General features: G+C 71.9%; 18 protein-coding genes and 1 tRNA gene. 11 read left to right on the top strand and 8 right to left on the bottom strand.

What is annotated here, in order from left to right; genetic code table 11:
- Positions 1-15: 15 nt before the first annotated feature.
- From AC07F3_RS30155 to AC07F3_RS30145, 3 genes are all read left to right on the top strand, one after another.
- Complete coding sequence (locus AC07F3_RS30155) at positions 16-2,517, top strand: tetratricopeptide repeat protein (RefSeq protein WP_479117568.1); 2,502 nt, start codon at positions 16-18, stop codon at positions 2,515-2,517.
- Positions 2,518-2,588: 71 nt separating this feature from the next.
- Complete coding sequence (locus tag AC07F3_RS30150) at positions 2,589-3,713, top strand: ADP-ribosylglycohydrolase family protein (RefSeq protein WP_479117567.1); 1,125 nt, start codon at positions 2,589-2,591, stop codon at positions 3,711-3,713.
- A gap of 82 nt (positions 3,714-3,795) precedes the next feature.
- Positions 3,796-4,218: a hypothetical protein gene (locus AC07F3_RS30145; RefSeq protein ID WP_479117566.1), complete on the top strand. Its 423-nt coding sequence runs from the start codon at positions 3,796-3,798 to the stop codon at positions 4,216-4,218.
- 62 nt (positions 4,219-4,280) lie between these two features.
- On the opposite strand, the gene AC07F3_RS30140 is transcribed toward AC07F3_RS30145, so the two are convergent.
- Both AC07F3_RS30140 and AC07F3_RS30135 read right to left on the bottom strand, forming a co-directional pair.
- Complete coding sequence (locus AC07F3_RS30140; RefSeq protein ID WP_479117565.1) at positions 4,281-5,855, bottom strand: sodium:solute symporter family protein; 1,575 nt, start codon at positions 5,853-5,855, stop codon at positions 4,281-4,283.
- A gap of 438 nt (positions 5,856-6,293) precedes the next feature.
- Positions 6,294-7,076, bottom strand: coding sequence for an SDR family oxidoreductase (locus tag AC07F3_RS30135; RefSeq protein WP_479117564.1), 783 nt, complete (start codon positions 7,074-7,076; stop codon positions 6,294-6,296).
- 81 nt (positions 7,077-7,157) lie between these two features.
- Between AC07F3_RS30135 and AC07F3_RS30130 the strand changes: the two genes are divergently transcribed.
- Positions 7,158-7,997, top strand: coding sequence for a hypothetical protein (locus AC07F3_RS30130; protein ID WP_479117563.1), 840 nt, complete (start codon positions 7,158-7,160; stop codon positions 7,995-7,997).
- 106 nt (positions 7,998-8,103) lie between these two features.
- Here the strand turns inward: AC07F3_RS30130 and AC07F3_RS30125 are convergent, their stop codons facing one another.
- The 3 genes from AC07F3_RS30125 to AC07F3_RS30115 all read right to left on the bottom strand — a co-directional run bounded on the left by AC07F3_RS30125 (position 8,104) and on the right by AC07F3_RS30115 (position 10,306).
- Entirely contained in the window at positions 8,104-8,307 is a 204-nt protein-coding gene (locus tag AC07F3_RS30125; protein WP_114040550.1) for a DUF397 domain-containing protein, read from the bottom strand.
- A gap of 175 nt (positions 8,308-8,482) precedes the next feature.
- On the bottom strand, positions 8,483-9,352 hold the full coding sequence (locus AC07F3_RS30120; protein WP_114040551.1) for a helix-turn-helix domain-containing protein: 870 nt from the start codon (positions 9,350-9,352) through the stop codon (positions 8,483-8,485).
- Positions 9,353-9,556: 204 nt separating this feature from the next.
- Positions 9,557-10,306 (bottom strand): GOLPH3/VPS74 family protein, encoded by a 750-nt coding sequence (locus AC07F3_RS30115; RefSeq protein ID WP_479117562.1) that lies wholly within the window; start codon positions 10,304-10,306, stop codon positions 9,557-9,559.
- 196 nt (positions 10,307-10,502) lie between these two features.
- Here AC07F3_RS30115 and AC07F3_RS30110 point away from each other — a divergent pair, with 196 nt between their 5' ends.
- The 3 genes from AC07F3_RS30110 (at position 10,503) to AC07F3_RS30100 (ending at position 16,256) form a co-directional block, all read left to right on the top strand.
- Complete coding sequence (locus AC07F3_RS30110) at positions 10,503-13,373, top strand: D-alanyl-D-alanine carboxypeptidase (protein WP_479117561.1); 2,871 nt, start codon at positions 10,503-10,505, stop codon at positions 13,371-13,373.
- Positions 13,374-13,627: 254 nt separating this feature from the next.
- Positions 13,628-15,454, top strand: coding sequence for an MFS transporter (locus AC07F3_RS30105; RefSeq protein ID WP_479117560.1), 1,827 nt, complete (start codon positions 13,628-13,630; stop codon positions 15,452-15,454).
- Between the two features lie 361 nt (positions 15,455-15,815).
- Entirely contained in the window at positions 15,816-16,256 is a 441-nt protein-coding gene (locus AC07F3_RS30100) for a hypothetical protein (RefSeq protein ID WP_479117559.1), read from the top strand.
- Between the two features lie 130 nt (positions 16,257-16,386).
- Here the strand turns inward: AC07F3_RS30100 and AC07F3_RS30095 are convergent.
- Together AC07F3_RS30095 and AC07F3_RS30090 are read right to left on the bottom strand one after the other, a co-directional pair.
- Positions 16,387-16,459: transfer RNA gene (locus AC07F3_RS30095), tRNA-Arg, on the bottom strand.
- A gap of 133 nt (positions 16,460-16,592) precedes the next feature.
- Positions 16,593-17,819: a L,D-transpeptidase gene (locus tag AC07F3_RS30090; protein WP_479117558.1), complete on the bottom strand. Its 1,227-nt coding sequence runs from the start codon at positions 17,817-17,819 to the stop codon at positions 16,593-16,595.
- A gap of 145 nt (positions 17,820-17,964) precedes the next feature.
- Between AC07F3_RS30090 and AC07F3_RS30085 the strand changes: the two genes are divergently transcribed.
- Both AC07F3_RS30085 and AC07F3_RS30080 read left to right on the top strand, forming a co-directional pair.
- A complete protein-coding gene (locus AC07F3_RS30085; protein ID WP_479117557.1) occupies positions 17,965-19,044 on the top strand; it encodes an LCP family protein in 1,080 nt (359 codons plus the stop codon).
- 154 nt (positions 19,045-19,198) lie between these two features.
- Positions 19,199-20,932 carry a class I adenylate-forming enzyme family protein gene (locus AC07F3_RS30080; protein WP_479117643.1) on the top strand — a complete coding sequence of 578 codons (1,734 nt, stop codon included), beginning with the start codon at positions 19,199-19,201 and terminating at the stop codon, positions 20,930-20,932.
- Between the two features lie 363 nt (positions 20,933-21,295).
- Here the strand turns inward: AC07F3_RS30080 and AC07F3_RS30075 are convergent, their stop codons facing one another.
- Complete coding sequence (locus tag AC07F3_RS30075) at positions 21,296-22,603, bottom strand: M6 family metalloprotease domain-containing protein (RefSeq protein ID WP_479117642.1); 1,308 nt, start codon at positions 22,601-22,603, stop codon at positions 21,296-21,298.
- A 299-nt stretch (positions 22,604-22,902) separates the two neighbouring features.
- On the opposite strand from AC07F3_RS30075, the gene AC07F3_RS30070 reads away from it, so the two are divergent.
- Positions 22,903-23,559, top strand: coding sequence for a TetR/AcrR family transcriptional regulator (locus AC07F3_RS30070; RefSeq protein ID WP_479117556.1), 657 nt, complete (start codon positions 22,903-22,905; stop codon positions 23,557-23,559).
- Between the two features lie 162 nt (positions 23,560-23,721).
- Positions 23,722-25,266: an MFS transporter gene (locus AC07F3_RS30065; RefSeq protein ID WP_479117555.1), complete on the top strand. Its 1,545-nt coding sequence runs from the start codon at positions 23,722-23,724 to the stop codon at positions 25,264-25,266.
- Positions 25,267-25,284 lie beyond the last annotated feature (18 nt).

Raw genomic sequence — 25,284 nt, 5'->3', positions numbered from 1 at the left:
GGGAGTGGTGGGGGCGTGCAGCCTTCGATGCAGGAGCTCATCCGGCGCCGCAAGCGGGCCGGGTTCGTGGGGCGGCGGGATGAACTCGCCGTCTACCGGCGCAACTTCGACGTCCCCGTCGACGACGAGCGCCACCGCTTCGTCTTCCGCGTGCACGGCAACGCCGGGGTCGGGAAGACCTCGCTGGTACGGGAGTTGGAGCAGGCGGCCCTGGAGCGCGGGGCGCTGACGGCCTACACCGACGAGGGCGTGGACAGCGTCCCGGAGGCGCTGGGCGCGATCAGCGCGCGGTTCGCCCGGCAGGGCTTCCCGCTCAAGGCGCTCGACCGGATACTGGCCACCTACCGCCAGCGCCGGTACGAGGCCGAGGCGGCCGGTGCCGGGACCGGCTCGGGCCCCTCGGTCGGCGCGGTCGTCGCGGCGCGGGCGAGCCTGGCCGGGGTGGGCCTCGTGCCCGGCGTCGGGGCGATCGCCGCCGCCGTCGACCCGGCCCAACTCGCCGAGGGAGCCGACCGGTTGAGGGCCGCGCTCAGCGCCCGGCTCGGCCGCCAGGAGGACGTGCAGCTCGTCCTCGACCCGCTGCGGGTGCTCACCCCCGTGTTCGTGGAGGAGCTGGGCCGGGTCGCCGCCCAGGCCCCGTGGGTGGCCCTCTTCTTCGACACCTACGAACGCACCGGGGCCTTCCTGGACGACTGGCTGCGCGACCTGATCACCACCGACCGCTACGGCGGGCTCCCGGCCAACGCGGTGGTCACGCTGTCCGGCCAGGGCAGGCCCGATGCCACGCGCTGGCCCGCCGCCGCGGACTACGTGGCCGACCTCCCGCTGGAACCCTTCACCGAGGACGAGGCCCGCCAACTCCTGGCCGGAAAGGGGGTGGTGGACGAGGACGTCGTACGCGACGTGCTGCGCCTCTCGGGCCGGCTCCCGGTGCTCGTGAGCACCCTCGCGGGCAGCCGTCCGGCGACCCCCGGCGACATCGGCGACCCGAGCGCCACGGCGGTGGAACGGTTCCTGAAGTGGGAGCCCGACCCGGTGCGCCGGTCCGCCGCGCTCGAAGGCGCGCTGCCGCGCCGCCTGGACGAGGACACCTTCCGCGCGGCCGTCAGCGGGGACGCGGCCGGGATGTTCGAGTGGCTGCGCTCGCTGCCGTTCGTACGGGACCAGGGCGGCCGGATCAAGTACCACGACGTCGTCCGCGCCCCGATGCAGCGCCTCCAGCGCACCGCGTCGCCGCAGCGCTGGCGGGCCGGACACGAACGGCTCGCCGCCTGGTACGCCCAGGAGCGTGCCGCGGCCGGAACCGGCGCGCACTGGCGCGACGAGACCTGGCGCGAGCCGCGCCTCGAAGAGCTCTACCACCGGCTGTGCGCCGACGCCGCGGGCGCCTTCGGGGAGGTGCTGCGCGACGGCATCGAGGCCTGCCGGCAGGGCACCGTCACCGCCCGCCGCTGGGCACGGGTGATCGCCGAGGCCGGGGAGGACGCCAACCGCGAGCCCCTGCGCAAGTGGGGCGCCGCCTGCCTGGCCGCGCTCGCCGCCGAGGACCGCCACGGCGTCGACGTCCTCGGCATGATGCTCGCGCGCCCCGAACTCACCGACGAGGACCGGGTCGCCGTGCACACCGCCCGCGCCTGGGGCCACTTCAGGAGCGAGGCGTACGAGGAGGCGCTCGCCGACTACCGGCGCGCGCTCACCCTGGACCCCGCCAGTGCGGACGCCCTCCACGGGCGGGCCGTGGCCCACCGGGCCCTCGGCGACCACGCGGCCGCCCTCGCCGACCTGGACCGGCTGGAGGAGCTGGAGCCGGGCCGCCCGCGTGCGTCCCGCGAGCGCGGTGAGACCCACCGGCGCGCGGGCCGCTACGAGGAAGCCGTCGCCGAACTGGGCCGGGCCCTCGCGCTCGACCCGGGCGACGCCCTGATCCTGGGCAGCCGGGGCCAGGCCCAGGCCCAACTGGGCCGTCCTGCCGAGGCGTTGGAAGACTTCGACCGGGCCCTGCTCATCGACCCCGACTACGGCTGGGCACTGGTGCGGCGGGCCCATGTGCGCGGGCTCCTCGGGGACACCGAGGGCGCGCTCGGCGACCTCGACCGGGCCGAGCGGCTCTCGCCGTCGTGGGCGTGGGTGCTCGGCGAGCGCGGCGACGTGTACCGCTTCGCGGGGCGCTACGAGGAGGCCGTCGCCGCGTACGGGCGGGCCCTCGCGCTCGACCCGGGGTACGCGTGGGCGCTGGGCAGCCGGGCGGTGGCGCTCGCCGAGCTGGGGCGCGGCGCCGAGGCCCTGGCCGATCTGGACCGGGCGGTGGCCCTGGTGCCGGGCTATGTGTGGGCGTACCGGCAGCGGGCCCGGCTGCACCGGGCCGAGGGGCGAGAACAGGCCGCGCTCGCGGACCTCGCGCGGGCCGAGCAGGCGGGCGCGGCCCAGGGCATCCCGCCCGGTCCGCTGCCCGCCGACGAGGGCGACCCCGCCTACCCGGGCAGCCCGCCCGAGCCGGGGCCCGCCCCCCGAGCCTGAGCCGCGGGCGCCCAGGGTCGGTCAATTTGCCCCCTTAAACGGGCGCATCCGTTCAGGTACCGTGCTGCCGCATGAGCGCAGCAGCCGGAGCCACCGCACCCGTCTGGGGCCGTGCCGAACAGCAGGACTTCCGCAGCCGGGTGCGGGGCTGCCTGCTGGGCGGGGCGATCGGGGACGCGCTCGGCGCGGGCGTCGCGGGCCTCGCCTTGAGCGAGATCCGCGCGCGGCACGGCATGGACGCGCTGGGCGACCTCGTCCCCGCGTACGGCCGCGTGGGCGCGGTGAGCGCGGCCACCCAGCTCACCCTGTTCACGGTCGACGGGCTCATACGGGCCCAGGTGCGCCGCGACACCGGGGCCTGGCACCCGCCCACCGATGTGCACCGGGCGCATCTGCGCTGGGCGGCGACCCAGCGCGACTGGGGGCCCGACGAGCGCCGCGAGGACAACGGCTGGCTGGCCCGCGAGGAGTGGCTCTACGCCCGGCGCGACCCCGCGAAGGCGTGCCTGGTGGGGCTCGGCGACGACGTCATGGGGACCCTGGAGCAGCCGAAGAACCCGGGGGCGGACGACCCGGCCGCACTGACCCGGTCCGCGCCGTTCGGTCTCCTGGTCGGCTGGGAGCCGCAGTTGGTGCTCCAGCTCGCCGTGGAGTGCGCGGCGCAGACCCACGGCGACCCGGCGGCCTACCTCTCGGCCGGCGCGCTCGCCGTCATCGTGCACGGGCTCGCACGCGGCGAGTCCATGGACGGCGCGGTCCAGCGGGCCCTCGCGCAGCTCGCCGTGCGCCCCGGGCACCAGCGCGTCACCGAGGCGCTCAAGCACGCGCTCGGTGCCGTGCGGCAGGGCATGCCGAGCCCGAGCCTGGTCGCCACGCTCGGCACCGGGCACACCGCGCCCGAGGCGCTCGCGATCGGCGTGTACTGCGCGCTGGTCGGCGAGGACATCCGGCACGGCCTGCTGCTCTCGGTCAACCACGACGGACCCTCGGACGCCACCGGCACCGTCTGCGGCAGCCTGCTCGGCGCGATGCACGGCGAGACCGCGCTGCCGCCCGCCTGGCTCGCCCAACTCGAAGGCCGGGCGACCGTGCTCGAACTCGCCGACGACTTCGCGATGGAGATGACCCAGGGCCCCGCCCTGCACGGACCCGCCGTCAACACGGCAGGCTGGCTGCTGCGCTATCCGAGGGGCTGAAACCACCCCTGCGGGCGGATGACCGGCCCCGGCGCCGCGTGTCCCTCGCGCGCGCACGCGGGAGTTCGCCAGGGTCGTCGTCATGACCCCCCTTCCCGTGGCCCGCACCGTGGCCGCCCGCACCGCGTCGGCCCGCTGGTTCACGGCCCCGCTGGTCGCCCTCGCCCTGCTCGGCACCGGCGCGGGCAGCTCCGTCGCCGCCCCGGCCGACGACGCCGACCATCCGCAGTACGTCCAGAACGAGGACGAGCCCGCCTTCACCGACCCCTCGGCCCGCGAGGGCGAACTCCCCCCGTACGACGCGAGGGACGCCCAGCACGCCGTCGACCAGATGGTGATGGAGGAGGACGAGGACGCCGGCGGCCAGCACTGCCCGCCGGGCGGCGGCGACGACTCCAAGGGCCGCCGTCCCCGCCTGGGCCCGCACCGCGACGGCGCCTACCCGGCCCCGGGCGGCGACGGCTTCGCGCCGGGCGAGACGGGCGACCCGCAGGTCGTCGGCTGAGGCAGCGGGCCCGAGCGGCCCGCGAGCCCGCGCACCCCGTGGGCGCGCCGTACGCACCGACGTCAGTCGGCCGTCGCCACCTTCGTCTCCCCGGCTTCGGAGGGAGCCGGTACGGAGGCGGCCGCCGAGGCCGAACCGGGCCCGCCGTCATCGGAGTTGATACGGGCGAGCAGCGCGTCCCGCTCGGGGGTGTCCTCCGGCCTGAGGAGGCCGATCAGGACGTACAGGACGAGCGAGATCGCGAGCGGCACCGACACCTGCCACTGGAGGGCCACCCCGGTCCTCTGCGAGCCGTCCAGGTCGTAGTTCACGAAGAAGAACGCGAGCAGCCCGGCCGCCCAGCTGGTGAGCGCCGCCGTCGGGCCGGACCTCCGGAACGTCGTGAGCATGCCCAGCATGAACGGGATCGCGATCGGGCCCATCAGCCCGGCCACCCACTTGATCACGACGGTGATGATGTCCTTGAACGCGGGCGAGTCGACCTGCGTCGCGATCGTCATCGACAGGCCGAGGAAGACCAGCGTCGACAGGCGCGCGGCGACGAGCCCGGCGCGCGCGTTCCAGCCCCGGGCCGACTTCGACAGGACCGGCATGATGTCGCGGGTGAAGACCGCCGAGATGGCGTTGGCGTCGGAGGAGCACATGGCCATCGTGTGCGAGAAGAAGCCGACGACGACCAGGCCGAGCATGCCGTGCGGCAGCAGCGTCTCGGTCATCAGGGCGTACGAGTCCGAACCGTCCGGCTTCTTCGCGTGGACCAGGAGCGGCGCGCACCACATGGGGAAGAACAGCACGGTCGGCCACACGGCCCACAGGATCGCCGAGAGCCAGGCCGACCGCGTGGCCGAGCGGGCCGAGTCGGTGGCCATGTAGCGCTGGGCCTGGTTCCACATGCCGCCGTTGTACTCGAAGGTCTTGATGAACAGGAACGCCATCAGGAACGTGACGGTGTACGGGCCCGCGGTGGCGTGCGCGTGGCCGCTGGGCAGCTTGTCCCACACCGTCCACAGCGTGCTGAAGCCGTCCAGCCTGCCCATCACGGCGATCAGCATCGCGAGTCCGGCCGCCAACTGGATGACGAATTGGCCGAGTTCGGTGAGCGCGTCCGCCCACAGCCCGCCGACCGTGCAGTACACGGCGGTGACGCAGCCCGTGATGAAGATGCCCTGGGTGATGGTGATCCCGGTGAACACCGACAGCAGGGTCGCGATGGCGGCCCACTTGGCGCCCACGTCGACGATCTTCAGCAGCAGCCCGGACCAGGCGAGGGCCTGCTGGGTCGGGATGTCGTAGCGGTTCTTGAGGTATTCGAGCGGGGAGGCCACGTGGAGCCCGGAGCGCAGCCGGTTGAGCCGGGGCGCGAAGAGCCGGGCGCCGATGCCGATGCCCACCGCGATGGGGAAGGACCAGGTCACGAAGGACGTGACGCCGTACCGGTAGGCGATGCCCGCGTAGCCGGTGAACATCACCGCGCTGTAGCCGGACATGTGGTGCGAGATGCCGGACAGCCACCAGGGCATCCTGCCCCCGGCGGTGAAGAAGTCGGAGACGTCGTCGACCCGCTTGTGGGACCAGAGGCCGATCGCGACCATCACGCCGAAGTAGCCGATGAGCACGGCCCAGTCGAGACTGTTCATGCCCCCTCCAAGGGGTCCGCCCTGTGAACGTCGCCGAACGACGTCGGTGAACTCGGATGCCCTTCGTCGGCTCGCCCGGTTCAGCGGCGCCCCGTGCGGGAGCGGGGACTTCGGGGATTGAACCCCTTGTCGGAGCGGGTGGTCAAGACATGTGGCGGTCACGGATATGAACGAGGGTCACAAAGTCGAACGATTTTGCTCGTGCTTTACCCCTGGAGGTGTTGTCGTGCGTGTGGCCGGGGCCACACGATGAGCGGGCACTTCGTCAGGCTCGGCCCAGCAGGCTCCCCTGCACACGCGAACGGCCGCACGGGATGCGGGTCCCATGCGGCCGAGAGGGTCAGGTCCAACTGCCTTTTGTCGCGCGTGAGTTGATGACCGCGCCACGGGGGCGCGGCTCGCGCCCACGCCACGCGAGCGCGTCTCACGTCGGCGGGCTCACCTCATCAGCTCCCCTGCGTTCACCAGCAGCGACTGGCCCGTGATCGCGCGGGCCCGGTCGGAGGCCAGGAAGATCACGGCCTCCGCCACGTCGGCGTCCGTCGCGAGATCCGGCAGCGCCATCCGCTCCGTGAGCCGCCCCAGCACCTCCTGCTCTGGCACGCCCTCGGTGTGCGCGGTGAACTGGACGTACGCCTGCACCGGCGGCCCCCACATCCAGCCCGGCAGCACCGTGTTGACCCGGATGCGGTCGGGTCCGAGCTCCCGTGCCATGGAGTACATGGCCGAGGTCAGCGCCCCCTTCGAGGCCGCGTACGCCGCCTGCCGCACCTGTGAGGGCGCCGCCACCGACGACTGCGTGCCGATCACGACCACGGAGCCACCGCGCGCCTTGAGCGCGGGCAGGCAGGCCCGCGTCATGCGCAGCGTGCCGAGCAGGTTCACGTCGATGACCTGCTGCCAGGTGGCGAAGTCCGCGTCCTGGAGGCCGCCGAAGTGGCTGTCCCAGGCGGCCACATGCACGACCGCGTCGAGCCCCCCGAAGCGCTCCACGGCGAGCGCGGCGAGCGCCTCGCACTGCGGCTCGTCGGTGATGTCGGTCGCCGCGTACGCCGTGCGGGTGCCGTCGGGGTCGATCTCGGCGGCGGACTTGGCGAGGTTGGCCCCGGTGCGCGCGCCGAGCACCGCGTTGCCGCCGTCGCGCACCACGGCCGCGGCCACCTGGTGTCCGAGCCCGGCCCCGACCCCGGAGACGACGACGGTCTTCCCACTCAGCAACATCCGGTCGCCTCCCGGCTCTGGCACATTTTCTGACGGGGCGTCAGAGTAAGTCCGTCCGGTGGCCAAGGGAAGGGACGCGGCATGACGGAGGACACACGGCCCGAGGCGTACGCGGAGCTGGCGTCGGTCGGGCCCTACGGGGTGCGCCCGGGGCACGCGCTGATCACCATGGTGGAGCCGCACCCGGGCCACGAGTACGCCTACAACCGCTGGTACGAGGACGACCACTACTACGCCGGTGCGATGGCCATGCCCTGGATGTTCGCGGGGCGCCGCTGGGTCGCCACCCGCGCGCTCCAGGAGCTGCGCTACCCGGAGAAGTCCGCCGTCGCCCAGCCGGTCGGCGCGGGCTGCTACCTCTCCACGTACTGGATCACCGACGGGCGCTACGACGAGCACATGAAGTGGACCGTCGGCATCAACAAGCGGCTCAACCGCGACGGACGGGTCTACCAGGACCGTACCCATGTCTTCACCTCGTTCCAGGACCACGAGGCCACCGTCTACCGGGACGGCGCCGCCGGGCCGCGCGACCACCACGCGCTCGACCACCCGTACGCCGGGCTCGTCCTGGAGGTCATCGACGCCGAAAGCGCCGGGGCGCGGGCCGAGTTGCTGGAGTGGCTGCGCTCGCGCCATCTGCCCGAGCGGCTGGCCGGGGGGCCCGCCGCGATGGTGACGGTGTTCCGCCCGACGCCGCTGCCGGGCGACCGCATGACGTACGTGAAGCAGGTGGAGGGGGTCGGCACACGGCTCACCCTGCTGTGGTTCCTGGAGCGGCACCCGGGGGAGGTCTGGGCGGACCGCTTCACGGGGCTCGACACCGCCGTGGCCGAAACGGGCCTCGCGAGGCTGGAGTTGGCGGCGCCGTTCATCCCGACCGTGCCGGGCACCGACCGCTACGTGGACGAACTGCGGTAGTCGGGCGCGACGCCCCGGACATGGCCGAGCCCCCTCGGCCGGGACGGCGGACCAGTCGAGAGGGCTCTTGTCGGTACTGCGGGTATCACGATGGCCGGCGAGGTCGTCAGCTGAGGGAATCCCGGGTCACCTCGGCCACGAACGCGTTCCACGCGCCGGGGGCGAAGGAGATCGAGGGGCCCTCGGTGACTTTCGAGTCCCGCACGGCGATGGCGTGCGTCTGGGGGGACTTGACTTCGACACATGCGCCGTTTCCGGTGGAGTACGAGGACTTGGTCCAGGTGTCCGTGGCGCCCTGAAGAATTGCCATGTTCGCTCCGGTTCTTGCGAGTTGGTCGTTCTCGGCCAACGTTTTTCGTTGGCGTGATCGACGCTACTCGCAGGTCCCCGGGTGCGCGGCGGCCATTCACTCAACCGGATGGCATATTCCGGCCGGGCCTTCCATCGCGGCGTGTGGGGGGTGTACGGTGCCGCGCTTCAGGCTCTCACCCGGCTGTGCCGCGTGCGTAGTCCTTCGCGATCGCGGTAATGAATTCCCGGGTCTGGTCGACATTCAGGGCCTGCGCGCGCAGGTGCTCGTACATCACGCTGTATTTCTGGACATCATTGGCCTTTTCCAGGTAAAGGTCACTGGTGACGCCCTCGATGTAGACGACACTGGAGTCCGAGGCGTCCGGAAATTCCAGAATCGCGTACTGGCCGTTGATTCCCGGATGCGCGCCCATGCTGAACGGCAGTACCTGCACGGTGACATGGGGCAGCTGCGACTGCTCGATGAGGAACTCCAGCTGGTCGATCATGAGCTGTTTGTCGCCGACCCGGCGACGCAGCGCCGCCTCGTCGATGACCACCCACAGCCGCAGGGGATTCTCCGCCGCCCGTACCCGCTCCTGCCGTCGCAACCGGACGTTCACCCGTTTCTCGACGTCGGTCGGGGCTGTCTCCGGGAGCGCCCCCGCGATGAGGGCCTCGGCGTACTGACGGGTCTGGAGCAGGCCCGGCACGACCTGCGGATCGTAGACGCGCAGGCTCGCCGCGTCCGTCTCCAGACCGATGTAGACGCTGTACGGGATGTCGCCGAAGGCGTGCCACCAGCCCTGCTGGCGGGAGTCCTTGGCCATCTGCATCAGCGAGTCGACGATGCGGTGGTCGTCGACCTCGTACACCCCGCACAGATCGCGGACGTCGCGCTGACTGATGGAACGGCGGCCGTTCTCCAGGCGGCTGATCTTCGACTGGGACACCAGCAGGCGCTCGGCGACCTCTTCGGCCGTCATGCCTTTCAGCTCGCGGAGCCTGCGCAACTCCTGGCCCAATCGGCGCCGCCTGACGGTGGGATTCACATTGGACGCCACGGGTAACGCACCTCCGGCTCACGGCTTTTCTGTTCTTCTGCTCAGCAGACTGCCACCAATATCCGGGCGCGCGCTGGAAAATGGCCACACACAGCGACTACGCGAACGCGCGGGGCTGTTGGAACAGCCCCGCGCGTCATGTGCGGTTCCCGAACCGGGTCATGGGGACGTCGGTGCGGCGGTGGTGCGGTCCTGCCGGTGGTGCTAGTGGTGGGCCACGGCCCGCGCCATCGCCCCGTGATGCGGCTGCATCGGAACGCCGGCCGCCGCGGCGTGGCGGCCTCCGTTGTCGGGGGCGGTGGGGTTCTGGCCGTTGCGGCGTGGCTGAGCGGCCACCCCGTTCTGCACGTCCATCACGGCGTGCGCGACGAGCCCACCCATGGGGTCGTGCCTGATCAGGTCCCTGAGACGGGAGCGCGATGACCGCCCCTCGTTGCCGGGGTAGAGGTGCTTGCCGAGCCCGACTGCGTGGGCCAGCGCGGCGAGCGCCGCGGTCCGCGGGTCCGGCGGTACGCCGGTGCGGATCGCACTGTCCAGCCGGGCCCTGATGTCCCGGCTGATCGCCGTGTCCGTCGCTTGGTAGCGAGTCGTCGGCAGCACCCCGCACATCTGGCCCGCCACGGCATGGACCATGCCGCACCGCTCCAGGTGCGCGAGGTAAATCTGGCGGAGCCCGAGGCGGGGCCCGCCGATCCAGTGGACGGCCCGTACCGGACTGCCGCGCCTGCGCAGCAGTTCCAGTGCGGAGTCCAGTGTCGGATCTCCTGTCGGCCGTGCCATCACCACGGCGATACGATCCCCGTCTGGGGCTATCCGTCCTGCCAGAGCCAGCTCCACTAGCTGAGCTCCGGCGAGGCCGAGGTCGAGCGACTGCGGCTGCGCTGTGGTACCCGTGGCCGGGTCCAGAGCGAGCAGCAACAGCTCTTCCGGAATAGTTCTGCGGCTCCTGCCCATCCATGCCTCCCCGCGTGGATGAATGACAGGGTGACCCCTCTCACATTCATCTGTCGAGAGCGCCTGGGTGGTTCGTACGGGAACCGACAGGTATGTCGTTCTCGTCTAGCCGGGGGGTCCTACCCGGCACACGGGACACTGGTACATGGTTCGGACAGTTTCGGATGACGCCACCCGGCGTCTGGAGGAGGCATCGGTGGCGGGCGAGTCCCCCGACAAGTCGGAGCAGAAGCAGTCGTCGGGGGAGACGACTACGAGCGAACGCGATCCGCGTCTCGCGGTCTCCCACTCCCCGTCCCCGTCCGGCAAGGGGGAGGACGGCGCCAGGGCGGCGAATGGTTCCGGCACCTCCGCGGCGGGCTCCGCCTCCGGTTCCGCCTCCGCTTCGGCTCCGGCCGGTTCCGTGGACCAGGCGACCGCCGTCTTCCGCGCCCCGCGCCGGGAGGACGGCGACTCCCGGCTCCGCGCGGCGGTCGCGGCGTGGGTCGACCAGGAGGCCGAGTCGGACCCGGAGTCGGGTGCGTCCGGTGGCTCGGGCGGCTCGGGTGGTTCCAGCGCCTCCGGCGCGAAGGGTGCCGCCGAGTCGCGGGGTGCGGCCAAGAGCGAGGCTCCTGGTGGTGCGGCTGACACGTCCGACGCGGCCGGGGTTTCCCGGGGCGCGGCGGATGTCGGTGAGTCGGAGGCCGCTGAGCCGGACGCCGTGAAGTCGAGTGCCGCGGGTTCGAGTGCCGCGAAGTCGGCGGAGCCCGAGTCGGGTGACCCCGAGTCCGACGTGGCGGAGGCCCGCGACGCCGACGCCCACGCTGACGCTGACGCCAAGGACAGCGGGGTCGCGCCCAGCACTGACGCCAAGCCGACGTCCACCGGGACCGAGCCGACGTCTGGCGACGCCAAGCCGGAGAGCAGCAGCAAGCCTGCGTCCACCGGGACCGAGCCGGCGTCTGGCGACGCCAAGCAGGAGTCCAGCAGCAAGCCTGCGTCCACCGAGTCGGACCCGGAGACCAGCGACAGCAAGCCCGTGTCCGCCGGGACCAAGCCCGAGGCCGTCGACAACGCTGCCACCGCCACCACCGGCGACAACAAGGCCTCCGCCTCCGCCACCGCCACCACCGGCGACAACAAGGCCTCCGCCGACGCCGACGCCGACGCCGACGACAAGGCTTCCGCCAACAAGGCCACGGCCGACAAGGCTCAGCCGAGCAAGGCCAAGCCCGAGCCCGTAGCCGCGGGCAGCACCAAGCCCGAGCCCGCAGCCGTGAGCGGCACCAAGCCCGAGCCCAGCGCCGAGTCCGGCACCGAGCCCGACGGAGGCGACGACGCCTCGGCAGCCCGCACCACCTCATGGGGCGCCAAGCCCAACGCCTCCGACCCGAAGGCGACCCCCTCCGACCCGAAGGCGCAGGCCGCCGAGGCCAAGGGGCAGGCCTCCGGGGGCGAGGGTGGTCGGGCCGAGGGGATCGATCAGCCGACCACCGTCTTCAAGGCCGTCGCGCCGCCCGCCGTCGATCAGCCGACGGCGATGCTGAAGCTGCCCTCGCCGCAGCGGGAGTCTGCCGGGCGGACCGAGGAAGAGGCGGGCGAGCGGACGAGCCGGTTCGTACCGTTGCGGCCGGACGACGCGAGCGCCGCGAACGGCGCCCCGGCCAAGAAGCTCGACGCCCCCGCCCGCAGGCCCGAGGCGCCGAAGGTCACCCCGCCGCCCGCCACCGGCCCCGGTTTCGGCGCCCCGAGCGGGGCCGTCCCCGAGCGGGCCGAGCGCACCAGACAGCAGCCGCTGCCGCCGAAGCCCCCGCTCGACCTGCTCGCCGAGCTGACGAACACTCCGCCCCCGCCGCAGACCCCGGTCCGCACCACGGTGCGGCGGTTCAAGATCTGGACCCCGCTGGTCCTGCTGCTCCTGATCGTCTTTGCGGTCGTACAGATCCTGCGCCCGCTTCCGGCGCCGAAGCTGACCCTCACCTCGTCGGCCACGTACACCTTCAATGGAGGCGAGCTCAGCCTGCCGTGGCCCGCCGAGGGGCAGTCCGCGGTAGCCGTGGACGGGGTGGGCAGCCTCGGTACGCATGGGGAGCAGAAGCCCGCGCCGCTGGCGAGCGTCGCCAAGACGATGACGGCGTACGTGATCCTCAAGGGCCACCCGATCACCGGGAAGCAGGAGGGCGAGAAGATCACGGTCGACCAGCAGGCCGAGGACGACGCCAGGAAGCCGGACGAGTCGACGGCGCCGATCCGCAAGGACCAGCAGTTCACCGAGAAGCAGATGCTCGAACTGCTGATGATCCCGTCCGGCAACAACGCCGCGCGGCTGCTGGCCCGTTGGGACGCCGGGAGCGAGGACGCGTTCATCGCGAAGATGAACGACGCCGCCAAGGGACTCGGCATGACCAGCACCACGTACACCGACCCGAGCGGGCTGAAGGAGACCACGGTCTCCACGCCGACCGACCAGCTCAAGCTGGCCCAGGCCGTGATGCAGAACGACATCTTCCGGGAGATCGTCAACACGCCCCAGATCAAGATCCCGGGCATCGACACGATGATCTACAACAACAACACGATCCTGCTCAAGCCGGGTGTGAGCGGCATCAAGACCGGCTCCTCGACCCCGGCCGGCGGCAATCTGCTGTGGGCGGCCGACACCGTCGTCGACGGCAAGAACCAGCGGATCTACGGCATCGTCATGGGCCAGCGCACCGGCACCACGCTCGACAACAAGCTGAAGTCCGCGATCAGCAACAGCTACACCCTGATCCAGGCGGTGCAGAAGGCCGTGACCTCGGCGACCGTCGTCAAGAAGGGTGAGGTCGTCGGCTACGTCGACGACGGGCTCGGCGGCAAGACCCCGCTCGTGGCTGCCAAGGACCTGAAGGCGGTCGGCTGGCCGGGCCTGAAGGTCGACGTGACCCTGGGCGACGCGGGCAAGCCCGTCCTGCACTCGGCGAAGCCGGGCACCGTGGTCGGCGAGCTGTCGATCGGTACGGGCAACGGCAGGCTGACCGCCCCGGTCGAGCTGGGCCGCGCCCTGGCCGAGCCGGGCGTGGGCGACAAGCTCACCCGACTGGGCTGACCGCCCCCGACCGCTTCGAGGGCGCCCCGACCTGCGGGGCGTCCTCGTGCTAGCTTCGGGCAACTGGGGACGCGGGGACGGCGTCCCCTGAGTCGGGGGACAATCTCGGGGGAGCACCCCGGGAAGCATCGACTTCGTCCGGAGCGCTCCGGACACAAGCAGTACGGGCCGCATGGGCGGCCCCCGCGCGGGCCGTGTGCGGATGCACACGCTCGCGCATGCCAGGTGAGACAGCGTGAGGCGGGAGAGCCGCAGTGACCACCGCTGAGCCGACGCCCACCCGCGCCGACAGCAGCCCCAGTACGACCACGAGCACCACCGGGACCGGGACCCCGTCCTGGACGTCCCGGGCCCAGCGGCGAATACGCCTGGGCCCGGACTCCTGGCCGAGACGCCACCCCGTCGCCTTCGTGACGGCGGCCGCGGCCGTGACCCACATCCTCTGGTTCCTCGTGTTCGCCAACAGCGGCGGCGACCTCGCCGCGCAGGACGCCTGGACCGAGTTCGTCGGCCGCCACCCGGAGTCCGCGTACAACCTGGCCTGGTACGGCGGCATGCACCCGGTGTCGTACAGCGTCGTCTCGCCGTATCTGATGTCGGTGCTCGGCGTCCGGACGACGATGATGATCGCGGGGACCGCGTCGGCCGGGCTCACCGCGCTGATCCTGGTCCGCGTCAAGGCGGTCCGCAACCCGCTGGCCTGCTCCTTCGCCGCGCTCTTCGCCTTCCTGTGCAACGCCGTGTCGGGCCGTGTGACCTTCGGGCTCGGCACGATGTTCGCGCTCGGCGCCGTGGCCGCGGTGTTCTGCTGGCCGCACAACCGGCGCGAGAACCGCTGGCAGAAGGCGGCCGTCGCCGCGCCGTGCGCCGCGCTCGCCACCGCGAGCAGCCCGGTCGCGGGACTGTTCCTCGGCATCGTCGCGGCCGCGCTCTTCCTGAACAAGCGCCGCCCCGGTGCGTACACGATCGGCCTGCCGCCGGTCGTAGTGGTCGCCCTCTCGGCGTGGCTGTTCCCCTTCTCGGGCACACAGCCGATGGCGCTGATGACGGCCTCGGGCCCGTTCCTCTTCGCGGCCCTCATCTTCTTCCTGGTGCCGAAGGACTGGCGGACGGTCCGCACGGCCGCGCTGGTGTACGGCGTCGGGGTGCTGCTGTGCTTCGCGATCCACTCGCAGATCGGGTCGAACATCACGCGCCTGGCGATGCTGTTCGCCGGTGTGGTGCTGCTCGCGGCCCTGCCGTACGCGGTGCCGAAGTCCCGCAAGTGGTACGTCCTCGTGCTGGCCTTCGTGGGCCTCAACGTCTGGATCGGCTTCAAGTCGGCGGACGACATCGTGCGCACCGCCCCCGCGGCGACCTGGGCGCGCGATCTGGCGCCGCTGGTCGCCCAGTTGCAGCAGGTCGACGCGGAGACCGGCCGGGTCGAGGTGGTCCCCGCCTCCAGCCACCGCGAGGCCTCGGCGTTCACCCCGTACGTGAACCTCGCCCGCGGCTGGAACCGCCAGGCGGACATGCAGCGCAACCCGCTCTTCTACGACGACACCCTGAACTCGGAGAACTACCACGCCTGGCTGGACCGCTGGGCGGTGCGCTACGTGGTGCTGCCGATGGGCCCGGCGGACTCCAGCGGCGACATCAAGGAGGCCAAGCTCCTCCAGGAGGGCCAGCCGTACCTGAAGCAGATCTGGTCGAACGAGCACTGGCGCCTGTACGCCGTCGACAACCCGACCCCGCTCGCGGACCCGCCCGCCACGGTCAAGCACGCCGGCGAGGGCGAGGTCACGGTCGAGGTGGGCTCGCCGGGCAAGGTCCTCATCCGCATCCCGTACTCGCCCTGGCTGAAGCTGGTCGACGCCAAGGGCAAGGGTGTGGTGCCGCCGCAGGAGACGCCGGAGTCCAAGCTCCGCGGCCACGGCCCGAAGACGTACACCAACCCCAACGGCTGCCTGCGCAAGGCTCCCCAGACGGCCGCGGGCGACGAATGGACCGAACTCGTCGCCCCGAAACCGGGCACCTACCGGGTGGCGGCGCCCTACAGCATCCCCCGAGGCACAGGCTGCCCAGAGGGCCTGACCCCCTGAGGCAGGCCAGCCCCTGCCGCCCCCACGTGAAAGGCCTCCCGTTCTCACGAACGGGAGGCCTCTTACGTTGCTGCGCCGCCGCACCGGCGTCGGGAGCACGCCTGCCGGGTTACCACGATGGGGTGAACCCAGCTGGTAGGCGGCAACCGGCCGCCATCTATCACATGTCCCACATTTTGCTTGCGACAGCAGACATCTTGGGGGTCCCGTGAGTAACCAGCAGCCTCAGCATCCCGGATGGGCCGGCCCGCAGCAGCCCTACGGCCAGCAGCCGTACGGGCCGCCGTTTCCGCCGCAGCCGCCGCGAAAGGGACCCGGCGCGGGGAAGGTCATTGGCCTTGGGTGCCTCGGCCTCGTCGGTGTGGCCGTCGCGCTCGGCATCGTCGCCGCGGCCGTCAGCGGCAGCGGCTCGAACGACTCCGGCAGGAGCGCCTCGAAGTCCCCGACCGGCAACAAGCCGGCCGCCGGTGCCAAGGACGACAGCAAGAAGGCAGACGCGCCGAAGACCGTCGTCTTCAAAGTCTGGGGGAGCGCCCCCGCCGGAATGCTGGGCGGTCTCGACATCTCCTACGGCTCCGACAGCGACACCCGCAAGGGCGTGTTCGAGAACGGCACGTTCGAGGCCACCCTGCCCCTCAAGAAGGGCGCGATGTACTACACGCTGAACGCCCAGTTGCAGGGCTCGGGCGACGTCAATTGCAGCGTGACCGTGGACGGGCAGACGAAGGCCGGGCACGCGTCGGGCGGCTACAACATCTGCGACGCCCAGCTCAACAGCGACTTCACCGGGGGCTGGCAGTAAAGGAGCCCGAATTCCCCGCCGTACATCCCGACCTCACCGGTGAAGACGGCGGCGCCCACGCCGTCGTACGGAGAGGCCCCGGTCCCTCCCTGGCCTGGGAGTTCCGGGGCCCTCGTCCTGCTCACCACTGTGCCCCCGGCAGGATTCGAACCTGCGACACCCGCTTTAGGAGAGCGGTGCTCTATCCCCTGAGCTACGGAGGCGTGCTGCCGATGGCAGACCTGGACAGGGTAGCGGATGCGGGGAGGGGGTTGTTGGCGGGGCGGGGGAGTGGGGGCGGGGCCGCGGCTCTTCCTGGCCGCCCGGCCCGGGGAGGGGGCGGGGCCGCATCGGGGATCAGGTGGTTGCGCTGCCCGCCGTCCAGGTGGGCCAGGGCATGTTCCAGCCGCTCAGGCCGTTGTCGGGGGCCACTGTGCCGCCGCCCGTCGAGTTGGTCACGATCACCACGTCGCCGGGCATCGAGTTCGCGAAGAACCAGGCGGCGGGGGAGCCGGGGTCGCCGCCGCCCTGGGTGTCCTGGAGGCCGATGCAGCCGTGGCTGGTGGCCTGGGCGCCGAAGGTGGAGGGCGCGGCCCAGTAGTTGCCGTGGATGAAGGTGCCGGAGTTGGTGAGGCGCTGGGCGTGCGGAACGTCGGGGATGTCGTACTCGTCGCCGAGGCCCACCGTGGTGCTGTTCATCTTCGTCTGCCGGTACTGCTCGCTGATGACCATCGTGCCGTCGTACGTGGCGAACTTCGGTGAGCCGGTGGAGACGGGCACCGTCTTGACCGTGGCGCCGTTCTGCCGGACGGTCATCTCCTGGTGGGCCGCGTCCACCGTGGAGATCTGCTCGCGCCCCACGGTGAAGGAGAAGGACTTGTCCTGAACTCCATAGATTCCCTTGCCCAGTTGGAGCCCGTCGAAGTCGAAGGCCACGGTCACCTTGGAGGCGGGCTTCCAGAACTCCTGCGGGCGGAAGTCGACGCGCCGGTCGCCGAACCAGTGGCCCACCGCCTGCTGGCCGCCGGTCGAGGTGATCTTCACGGCGGACTCGGCGGCCTTCCGGTCGGTCACCGGCTTGTCGAACCGGAAGGAGACCTCCATGCCCACGCCCACCGTGGAGGTGTCCTCGGGGGTGTAGAAGGCGATCACCGAGTTGCTCTCGGAGACCGTGGTGAAGCGCGCGGTCCTGGTCGCCGTCCGGCCGTCCGGGTCCTTCGCCTCGGCGGTCAGCGTGTACGCCGTGCCGCGGACCAGGTTCGCGGAGGGGTGCCAGGCGGTGCGGGCCGGGGTCAGCGCTCCGGCGACGGTCTTGCCGCCTTGGGCCGTGAGGGTGACCGAGGTGAAGGTGCCGTCCGCCACGCTCGCGCCGACGTCCTTGACGGTGATGCCGACGTGCCCCGCGCCGTCCTGCGGCGTGGTGGTGATCCGCGCCTTGGACACCGTCGGGCTCGGGCTGGGGGAGTCCTTGCCGCCGCCCGACGAGCAGGCGCCCAGTGCCAGGACGGCCACGGCGAGCAGGGCCAGGATCACCGCGCCGCCGGGGCGGCCGGTCCGCGCGCGCTTCGTACGGTTGCCTGTCACCGTGGACGCTCCCCTCCAAGAGGCTGCCGGCCTGATGTGCCCGTTATGCGGGGGTATGAACCTTTCTTGTAGTGTGCGGTAACGCCCTGTGCGTGCGCATGCGGGGCTTCTGGGTTCTGGGTCGGGCTACGGACGGAGTCGAGGGATGACGTACGGACCCCGTTGGGGGCGGATACCCCGGATGGGCCGGCCCACCCGTCTGCGTCTCGTACTCTGCTCGCTCGCCGGGCTGCTGCTGCTCGTGGGCGGCGCGGCCGCGTACACCTGGCACCGGCTGAGCCACAACATCAGCAGCGTCGAGCTCGGCTCGCTGCTCACCCCCGCCGCCTCGGCCACCTCCGACCTCAACATCCTGATCGTCGGCTCCGATTCGCGGGCCGGGAAGAACGCGGCGCGGGCGGGCGGCGGCGGCGACGACACCGGGCGCTCCGACACCACCCTGCTGCTCCATGTGTACGGCGGCCGCAGGAAGGCGGCGGTCGTCAGCATCCCGCGCGACACCATCGTCGACCGCCCGGCCTGCACCACCGCTTCCGGCCAGAAGCTGCCGGAGCGCGAAGGGGTCATGTTCAACTCCGTCTACGAGACGGGCGGCGCCCCCTGCACGGTGGCGGCGGTCGAGTCCCTGGGCGGCGGGCTGCGGATCAACCACTACGTCGAGGTCGGCTTCAACGGCTTCGCCGAGCTGATGGACGCCCTCGGCGGGACCACCATCACCCTGGTCAAGCCCATCGACGACAAGGACAGCGGGGTCCATCTGCGGCCCGGCCGGCACCACTTGAACGGCCAGCAGTCCCTCGACCTCGTCCGCACCCGTCACGGCGTCGGCAACGGCAGCGACCTCGGACGCATCCAGCTCCAGCACCAGTTCCTGACGGCCCTGCTCAGCCGGCTCACGGGGCAGAACCTGCTCGCCGACCCGGCCAGGCTCTTCGCCGTCGCCGACACCGCGACGAAGTCCCTCACCACGGACTCCTCGCTCGCCCACGTCGGCAACCTCGCCTCCCTCGCGTACTCGATGCGGGGGCTCGGGGCGCCGGACGTCCAGATGGTCACCCTGCCGGCCCAATTGGAGCAGGGTGACGAGGACCGCCTGGTGCCGGACACCGCCCGGGGTGCGAAGGTCTGGGCCGCCCTCAAGGCCGACCGGCCCGTCCCGCAGGACGCCCTCACCGGCACGGCCTCGGGACCGAACGGAATCGGCCAAGTGGTACGGCCGGGCTGACCTCCAGAGCAGTTGTGTTCTACACCGACCTTGACCGGGGCGGAGCCGCGGCATAGCGTCGTGCACCACTGGGACTGAGCAGGCGCTTAGGAGGCTTCCCGTGGCGACGACAGAGCCGGACCCGAACGGGCCCCATGCGAGCGGGCCGGATGCGATGGGGCTCAGCCCGGCGGGAGCACGCGCGGCCGGGACCGAGGCGTCCGGGCCGGGCTTCGAACCGGCGCGGGCGGAGGCGCTGCTCACCGCGCCGGGCGCGCCCTTCGCGGCCGTCCGCACCGAGTCCGGCGGCCTCGTGTACGCGACCGGGCCGCGCACCCTGCGCGAGTTCGCCGAGACGGTCTGGGCCTTCGGGGACCGGCCGTTCCTGGTCGCCGAGACCGGCACGTACAGCTACGCCGAGTTCTTCGCCGCCGCCTGCGCGCTGGCCCGCCGCCTCACCGACGTCCACGGGCTGCGGCCCGGCGACCGCGCCGCCATCGCCATGCGCAACCACCCCGAATGGCAGATCGCCTTCTGGGGAGCCCAGTTGGCGGGCCTGGTGACGGTGCCGCTGAACGCCTGGTGGACCGGCGAGGAGTGCGCGTACGCCCTCGACGACTGCGCGCCGCGCGTGCTGCTCGTCGACGGGGAGCGCCTGGAGCGGGTGGCGGCCTGGGCCGCCGCGCACGGCGTGCCCGGTCTGGTCTTCCACCACACCGGCGGACTGCCCGACGGATTCGAGCGGTACGAGGACCTCGACGAGCTCACCTCGCCCGACCCGGGGGCCGGGCCACCCGACGTCGAGGTCGCGCCGGACGCGGACGCCACCATCATCTACACCTCCGGCACCACCGGCCGCCCCAAGGGGGCCGTCGCCACCCAGCTCGCCCAGGCCGGAGCGGCGATGAACCCCCGCTTCCAGGCCGCCATGTCCCTGCTCGGCCGCGGCCTCGTCCCCGGGCAAGGGCCCGCCCCGGTCACCCTCATGACCTTCCCCTTCTTCCACGTCGCCGCCTTCACCTCGGTGTACGCGGCGATGTCGGCGGGCGGCACGCTGGTCCTGATGCGCAAGTGGGACGCGGGCCGCGCCCTCGCGCTGATCCGCGAGCACCGGGTCACGCACTACGCCGGGGTGCCCGCGACCGCCCTCCAACTCCTCGCCGCAGCCTCGGAGTCAGGGGATCCGCTGGAGAGCCTGACCGCGCTCAACACCGGCGGCGCCGCGGCCCCGCCCGGCCTCGTGGGCCGCCTCACCGCGCGGTTCGGCTCGCGCATCGAGCCGCGCAACGGGTACGGGCTGACCGAGACCAGCGGCGGGGTGATGGCCAACTTCGGCGCGGAGTACCGCGGTTGGCCCGACAGCGTGGGGCGGCCCACCCCCGTCACCGAGGTGCGGATCGCCGGGGCCGACGGCGCGCCGCTGCCGGACGGGGAGGTGGGCGAGCTGTGGCTGCGCGGGCAGTCGCTGATCCGGGGGTACTGGAATGATCCCGGCGCCACTCGACTCGCCTTCCAGGACGGGTGGTTCAGGACCGGGGACCTCGCGGTGCTGCACGAGGGGCGGGTCTCGATCGTCGACCGGATCAAGGACATGGTGATCCGGGGCGGCGAGAACGTGTACTGCGTGGAGGTCGAGGCCGTCCTCCACGACCACCCCGCGGTGCTGGACGCGGCGGTGCTCGGGGTGCCGCATCCGGTGCTGGGGGAGGAGGTGGCGGCGGTGGTGCAGGTGCGTCCGGGCGCCGGGGTGTCCGTGGACGAGCTGCGGGCGCATGTCGGGGCGGTGCTGGCGGGGTTCAAGGTGCCGGGGCGGGTGGTTCTGCGGGAGGGGGTGCTGCCGCGGAACGCGACGGGGAAGGTGCTCAAGCGTGAGCTCCGGGAGGTTTTCCCCACCCCGCCCCTTCCCTAAAGCCTCCGGCGGTTGTGGCGCTGGGAAAGGTCCGTCCCCCGGGGCTCCGCCCCGGACCCCGGCGGGGGCTCCGCCCCCTGCACCCCTCGGGGCTCCGCCCCGGACCCCGGGGAGTTTGCCCACCCACCCGCCCGTGCGGCGGGTGGGATGAGCTGAGCCCTGGGGGCTACGCCCCCAGACCCCCTGCGGGGGCTTCGCCCCCTGCACCCCTCGGGGCTGCGCCCCCTGCACCCCTCGGGGCTTCGCCCCGGGCCCCGGCGGGGGCTGCGCCCCCTGTGCCCCGGGGCGTCGGCCCTCACGTGTTGGAGAGGTGGAGGGCGCTTAACCTCCGTTCAAGCAGCCAGAGTTGAGGGGAGGTAAGGCTCAGGATCTCGTCACCTTCACGTGATAGTTACCCATCCCGTCCACCCCCGTCACCGCGATCCGCACCCCGCTCGTGCGGTCCGCGAACGTTTCTCCCGTGGTGTAGGGGGCGTCCGAGAGTTCCGCGTTCACGTTCGGGCGGCGGGTGCAGCCGCCGCTGGTGGGCTGGCTGTCGGAGACGTTGACCGGGCCTCGGCCGGTGTCCACGTTCGCGTCCACGCGGTAGATCAGGACGCCGGGCTTGCAGACCGCCTCGTCGTTGCCCGCGCGGGTGCGGACCTCCACTGCGTACCCGCTCTCCTTCGACACCGGCACGAAGACCAGCTTGGGGCCGCCCTCGGTGGCCAGGGGGCTCAGGACGTACTGGCTCACGCCCGTGCCCGTCGCGCACGACACCTGGCTGTTGTCGAGCCAGCCCAGCTTCCACTTGTGCCAGCCCAGCATGTCGTTGTTGGCGCCCCAGTCCTCGGACATGATGTCCCAGTGCCCGACGGCCCCGCCGCCCTGCGCGGTGTAGAGGTCGGGCAGTCCGAAGACGTGGCCGTTCTCGTGCGGCAGCACCCGGTAGCCGGTCTCCCCGTAGGAGCCGGAGCCGTCGTCCTGGCGGCTGTAGACGAACGAGGTGTTGGACAGCGGGACGCCGTCCGCGTAGGGCGCGTCCTCGTTCCCGGAGAACGTCACCGAGAGGACCGTGTCCAGGGCGGACGGGCCCGCGTTCGGGGTCACCAGCACGTTCACCAGGTCGTACTTCGAGAAGTTCACCCGCGGGCCGGCCGCCGCGATCATGTCCTGGACCAGGCGGTGGTAGCCGGGCTCATAAGGGGAGCCGCGCTCGATCCCGTACGCCGTGAAGGACTTCGGCATCCTCAGCCAGTTCGGGATCGGGGCCTCGGCGCGGTAGTCGAGGCGGCCGTAGGAGGCGTTGCGGAACCAGTCGCTGGTCTGCGGGAAGAACTCCTTGTACCGGCTGAGCGCGGAGCCGGGGCCCGGGGCGTCCGGGAAGTCGATCATCAGGGTGAGGGCCCGGACGATGCCGGTGGAGTGCGCGTACCCGGGCGGGGTCGGCATGCCCTCCGACATCTGCACGCCCAGCACCGCCGGGATGCGGCAGGGGGCGAGCGGGGACTCGCCGGGGGCGGCCACCGGTCCAGCGGAGGCGCGGCTGGCGATCGACAGGGTGGTGGAGCCGGTGGTCAGCGCCGCGAACGCGACCGAGGCGAGGGCGGCGCCGAGGATGGGGCTGCGCCGCCGGGGGGATATGCGGCGACCGGGTGCCCGAGCCGGGCGGGACTGGCTGTCGTCCTGCATGCGCACGCGCTCGCCTTCGGGACCGGCAGCAGGCCGGTTCCTGACTGCGCTCGTCTGCTCACCCTGTGGCGGGTGTGACGGGGGCGCGCGCTGGGTGGCCCGAATGTGGGTTTTTCGGGATATGGGGGTGTGTGACTCAGGTCACACGCTCTGCGGGAAATAACCGGGGAAGGTTTCCCCGTTTGAACTCACGTCCCCGCGAAACGGGGAGTGCTTCCCCGCTTGGGTCAAGTCCCGGGCGGACAACCCGGGCCCGACCGGCCCCCAAGACCCGATCACCTTCCAGAAGGAGCAGAGTCGTGCAGACCGCCGCCGCCCCCGTCGCCGCAGTGCCGCGTCGCGCCCCGCGCCCGCGGGCCGACGCCCTGCGCAACCGGGAGCGGATCATCGCCGCGGCGCGGGAGATGTTCGTCGAGTACGGGGCCGAGCGCCCGCTGGACGAGATCGCCCGCCGGGCCGGTGTCGGCAACGCCACGATCTACCGCCACTTCGCCGACCGCACCGAGCTCATCACCAGCGTGGTGCTCTCGGTCATGGACCGCGTCTCGGCCCAGGCCGAGGCGGCCGCGGCCGAGGAGGCCGATCCCTTCGACGCGCTGCGCCGCTTCGTGCACGCCGCGGCCGACGAGCGGATCGGCGCACTCTGCCCGATGCTCTCCGACACCTTCGACCAGGACCACGCGGAGCTGAACGCGGCGCGCGAGCGCCTCGAACGCGACGTCGAGGGGCTCATGGCACGGGCCCGCGCGGCCGGCCGGCTCCGCGACGACGTCGCCGTCGGCGACCTCATGGTGGCCCTCTCCCAGCTGACCAGGCCGCTGCCCGGCACGCCCTGCCCGAACATCGACCAGTTCGTCCACCGTCATCTGCAGCTGTTCCTCGACGGGCTTCAGGCCCCGGCGCGGTCCGAGCTGCCCGGCAGTGCGGCGACCCTCGACGACCTCCGCAAGAGCTGATCGCCTCCCGCCCTCAACTCCCCTTTCCCTCACAGCAGTTCAGACGCAGTTCAGACGTATTCCAGTCGCATTCCGGTCGGATTCCAGTCATGGTTTCCGTCGTGGTTTCAGCGTAGTTACGACACTTTTTCCGGTAATCCGCGTCCCAAGGTGGCTACCCCCATGTCAAAAACAGTCGGTCTCGACAAGTCGGACCAGTTCTCCCTCGCTCCCGATCCAAGTCGCTGGAAGGCGCTCGCCTTCATAGCCCTGGCCCAGCTGATGGTCGTGCTCGACGCGACGATCGTGAACATCGCGCTGCCCTCGGCCCAGCACGCGCTGCACATCAGTGACGCCAACAAGCAGTGGGTCATCACGGCCTACGCGCTCGCGTTCGGCGGGCTGCTCCTGTTCGGCGGGCGCATCGCCGACCTGTGGGGCCGCAAGCGGACCTTCGTCGTCGGTCTGCTCGGCTTCGCGGCCGCGTCCGCGCTCGGTGGCGCCGCCACCGGCGAGGCGATGCTGCTCGGCTCGCGCGCCCTCCAGGGCGCCTTCGGCGCACTGCTCGCGCCGGCCGCTCTGTCGCTGCTCGCGGTGATGTTCACCGACGCCAAGGAGCGCGCGAAGGCGTTCGGCATCTACGGTGCGATCGCCGGTGGCGGTGGCGCGGTGGGCCTCATCCTCGGCGGCTTCCTCACCGAGTACCTGAACTGGCGCTGGACCTTCTTCGTGAACATCCCGTTCGCGATCGTGGCCGCGCTCGGCGCCTACCTCGTCATCCGCGAGCCCGCCGGCACCCGCAACCGCTCGCCGCTCGACGTGCCCGGCGTGGTCCTGTCCACCACCGGTCTGGTCGCGCTCGTCTACGGCTTCACCCGCGCCGAGTCGGCCGGCTGGTCGGACACGCTGACCATCTCGATGTTCATCGCATCCGCGGTGCTGCTCGCCGCCTTCGTCACCCTTGAGGCCAAGGTGCGGCACCCGCTGCTGCCCCTGCGCGTCATCGCCAACCGCAACCGCGGTGGCGTCTACCTCTCGCTCGGCCTCGCGATCATCGCGATGTTCGGCCTCTTCCTCTTCCTCACCTACTACCTCCAGGTCGTGAAGGGCTTCTCGCCGGTCAAGACGGGCTTCGCGTTCCTGCCCATGATCGCGGGCATGATCACCGGCTCCACCCAGATCGGCGCCCGCCTGATGACCCGGGTCCCGCCGCGCCTGCTGATGGGCCCCGGCTTCCTGACCGCCGCCGTCGGCATGCTGCTGCTCACCCAGCTCGACATCGACACGTCGTACGCCGGTGTGATCCTGCCCGCGCAGATCCTGCTCGGCCTCGGCATGGGCACCGCCTTCATGCCCGCCATGTCGCTCGCCACCATCGGCGTCGAGCCGCGTGACGCGGGTGTCGCCTCCGCGATGGTCAACACCTCGCAGCAGGTCGGCGGAGCGATCGGCACGGCCCTGCTCAACACCATCGCCGCCTCCGCGACCACCGCGTACGTCAGCGGTCACCTGGCGCTCGGTGCCACCAACCCCGAGCTCCTGAAGCTCCAGGCCATGGTGCACGGCTTCACCGCCGCCATCTGGTGGGCGGTCGGCATCCTGGCGGCGGCCGCCACCATCGCCGTCACCCTCATCAACACCGGCCGCCCCGGCGGCAGTTCGTTCTCCCGGCCGGGCGCCGGTGAGGACGTCGAGGACGAGGTGCGCATCCCGGTGGTCGCCCACTGACCGCCCGGTAGCACCCCG

The sequence above is a fragment of the Streptomyces sp. NPDC045846 genome, assembly GCF_056431605.1.
Note: the sequence above shows the minus strand (reverse complement) of the source record. Positions and strands in the feature narration are given on the sequence as shown.

Excerpts from the sequence above, each read along its gene's own strand:
- AC07F3_RS30150 (WP_479117567.1), top strand. The coding sequence starts at position 2,589 with ATGAGCGCAGCAGCCGGAGCCACCGCACCCGTCTGGGGCCGTGCCGAA.
- AC07F3_RS30145 (WP_479117566.1), top strand. The coding sequence starts at position 3,796 with ATGACCCCCCTTCCCGTGGCCCGCACCGTGGCCGCCCGCACCGCGTCG.
- AC07F3_RS30140 (WP_479117565.1), bottom strand. The coding sequence starts at position 5,855 with ATGAACAGTCTCGACTGGGCCGTGCTCATCGGCTACTTCGGCGTGATG.
- AC07F3_RS30135 (WP_479117564.1), bottom strand. The coding sequence starts at position 7,076 with ATGTTGCTGAGTGGGAAGACCGTCGTCGTCTCCGGGGTCGGGGCCGGG.
- AC07F3_RS30130 (WP_479117563.1), top strand. The coding sequence starts at position 7,158 with ATGACGGAGGACACACGGCCCGAGGCGTACGCGGAGCTGGCGTCGGTC.
- AC07F3_RS30125 (WP_114040550.1), bottom strand. The coding sequence starts at position 8,307 with ATGGCAATTCTTCAGGGCGCCACGGACACCTGGACCAAGTCCTCGTAC.
- AC07F3_RS30115 (WP_479117562.1), bottom strand. The coding sequence starts at position 10,306 with ATGGGCAGGAGCCGCAGAACTATTCCGGAAGAGCTGTTGCTGCTCGCT.
- AC07F3_RS30085 (WP_479117557.1), top strand. The coding sequence starts at position 17,965 with ATGACGTACGGACCCCGTTGGGGGCGGATACCCCGGATGGGCCGGCCC.
- AC07F3_RS30080 (WP_479117643.1), top strand. The coding sequence starts at position 19,199 with ATGGGGCTCAGCCCGGCGGGAGCACGCGCGGCCGGGACCGAGGCGTCC.
- AC07F3_RS30075 (WP_479117642.1), bottom strand. The coding sequence starts at position 22,603 with ATGCAGGACGACAGCCAGTCCCGCCCGGCTCGGGCACCCGGTCGCCGC.
- AC07F3_RS30065 (WP_479117555.1), top strand. The coding sequence starts at position 23,722 with ATGTCAAAAACAGTCGGTCTCGACAAGTCGGACCAGTTCTCCCTCGCT.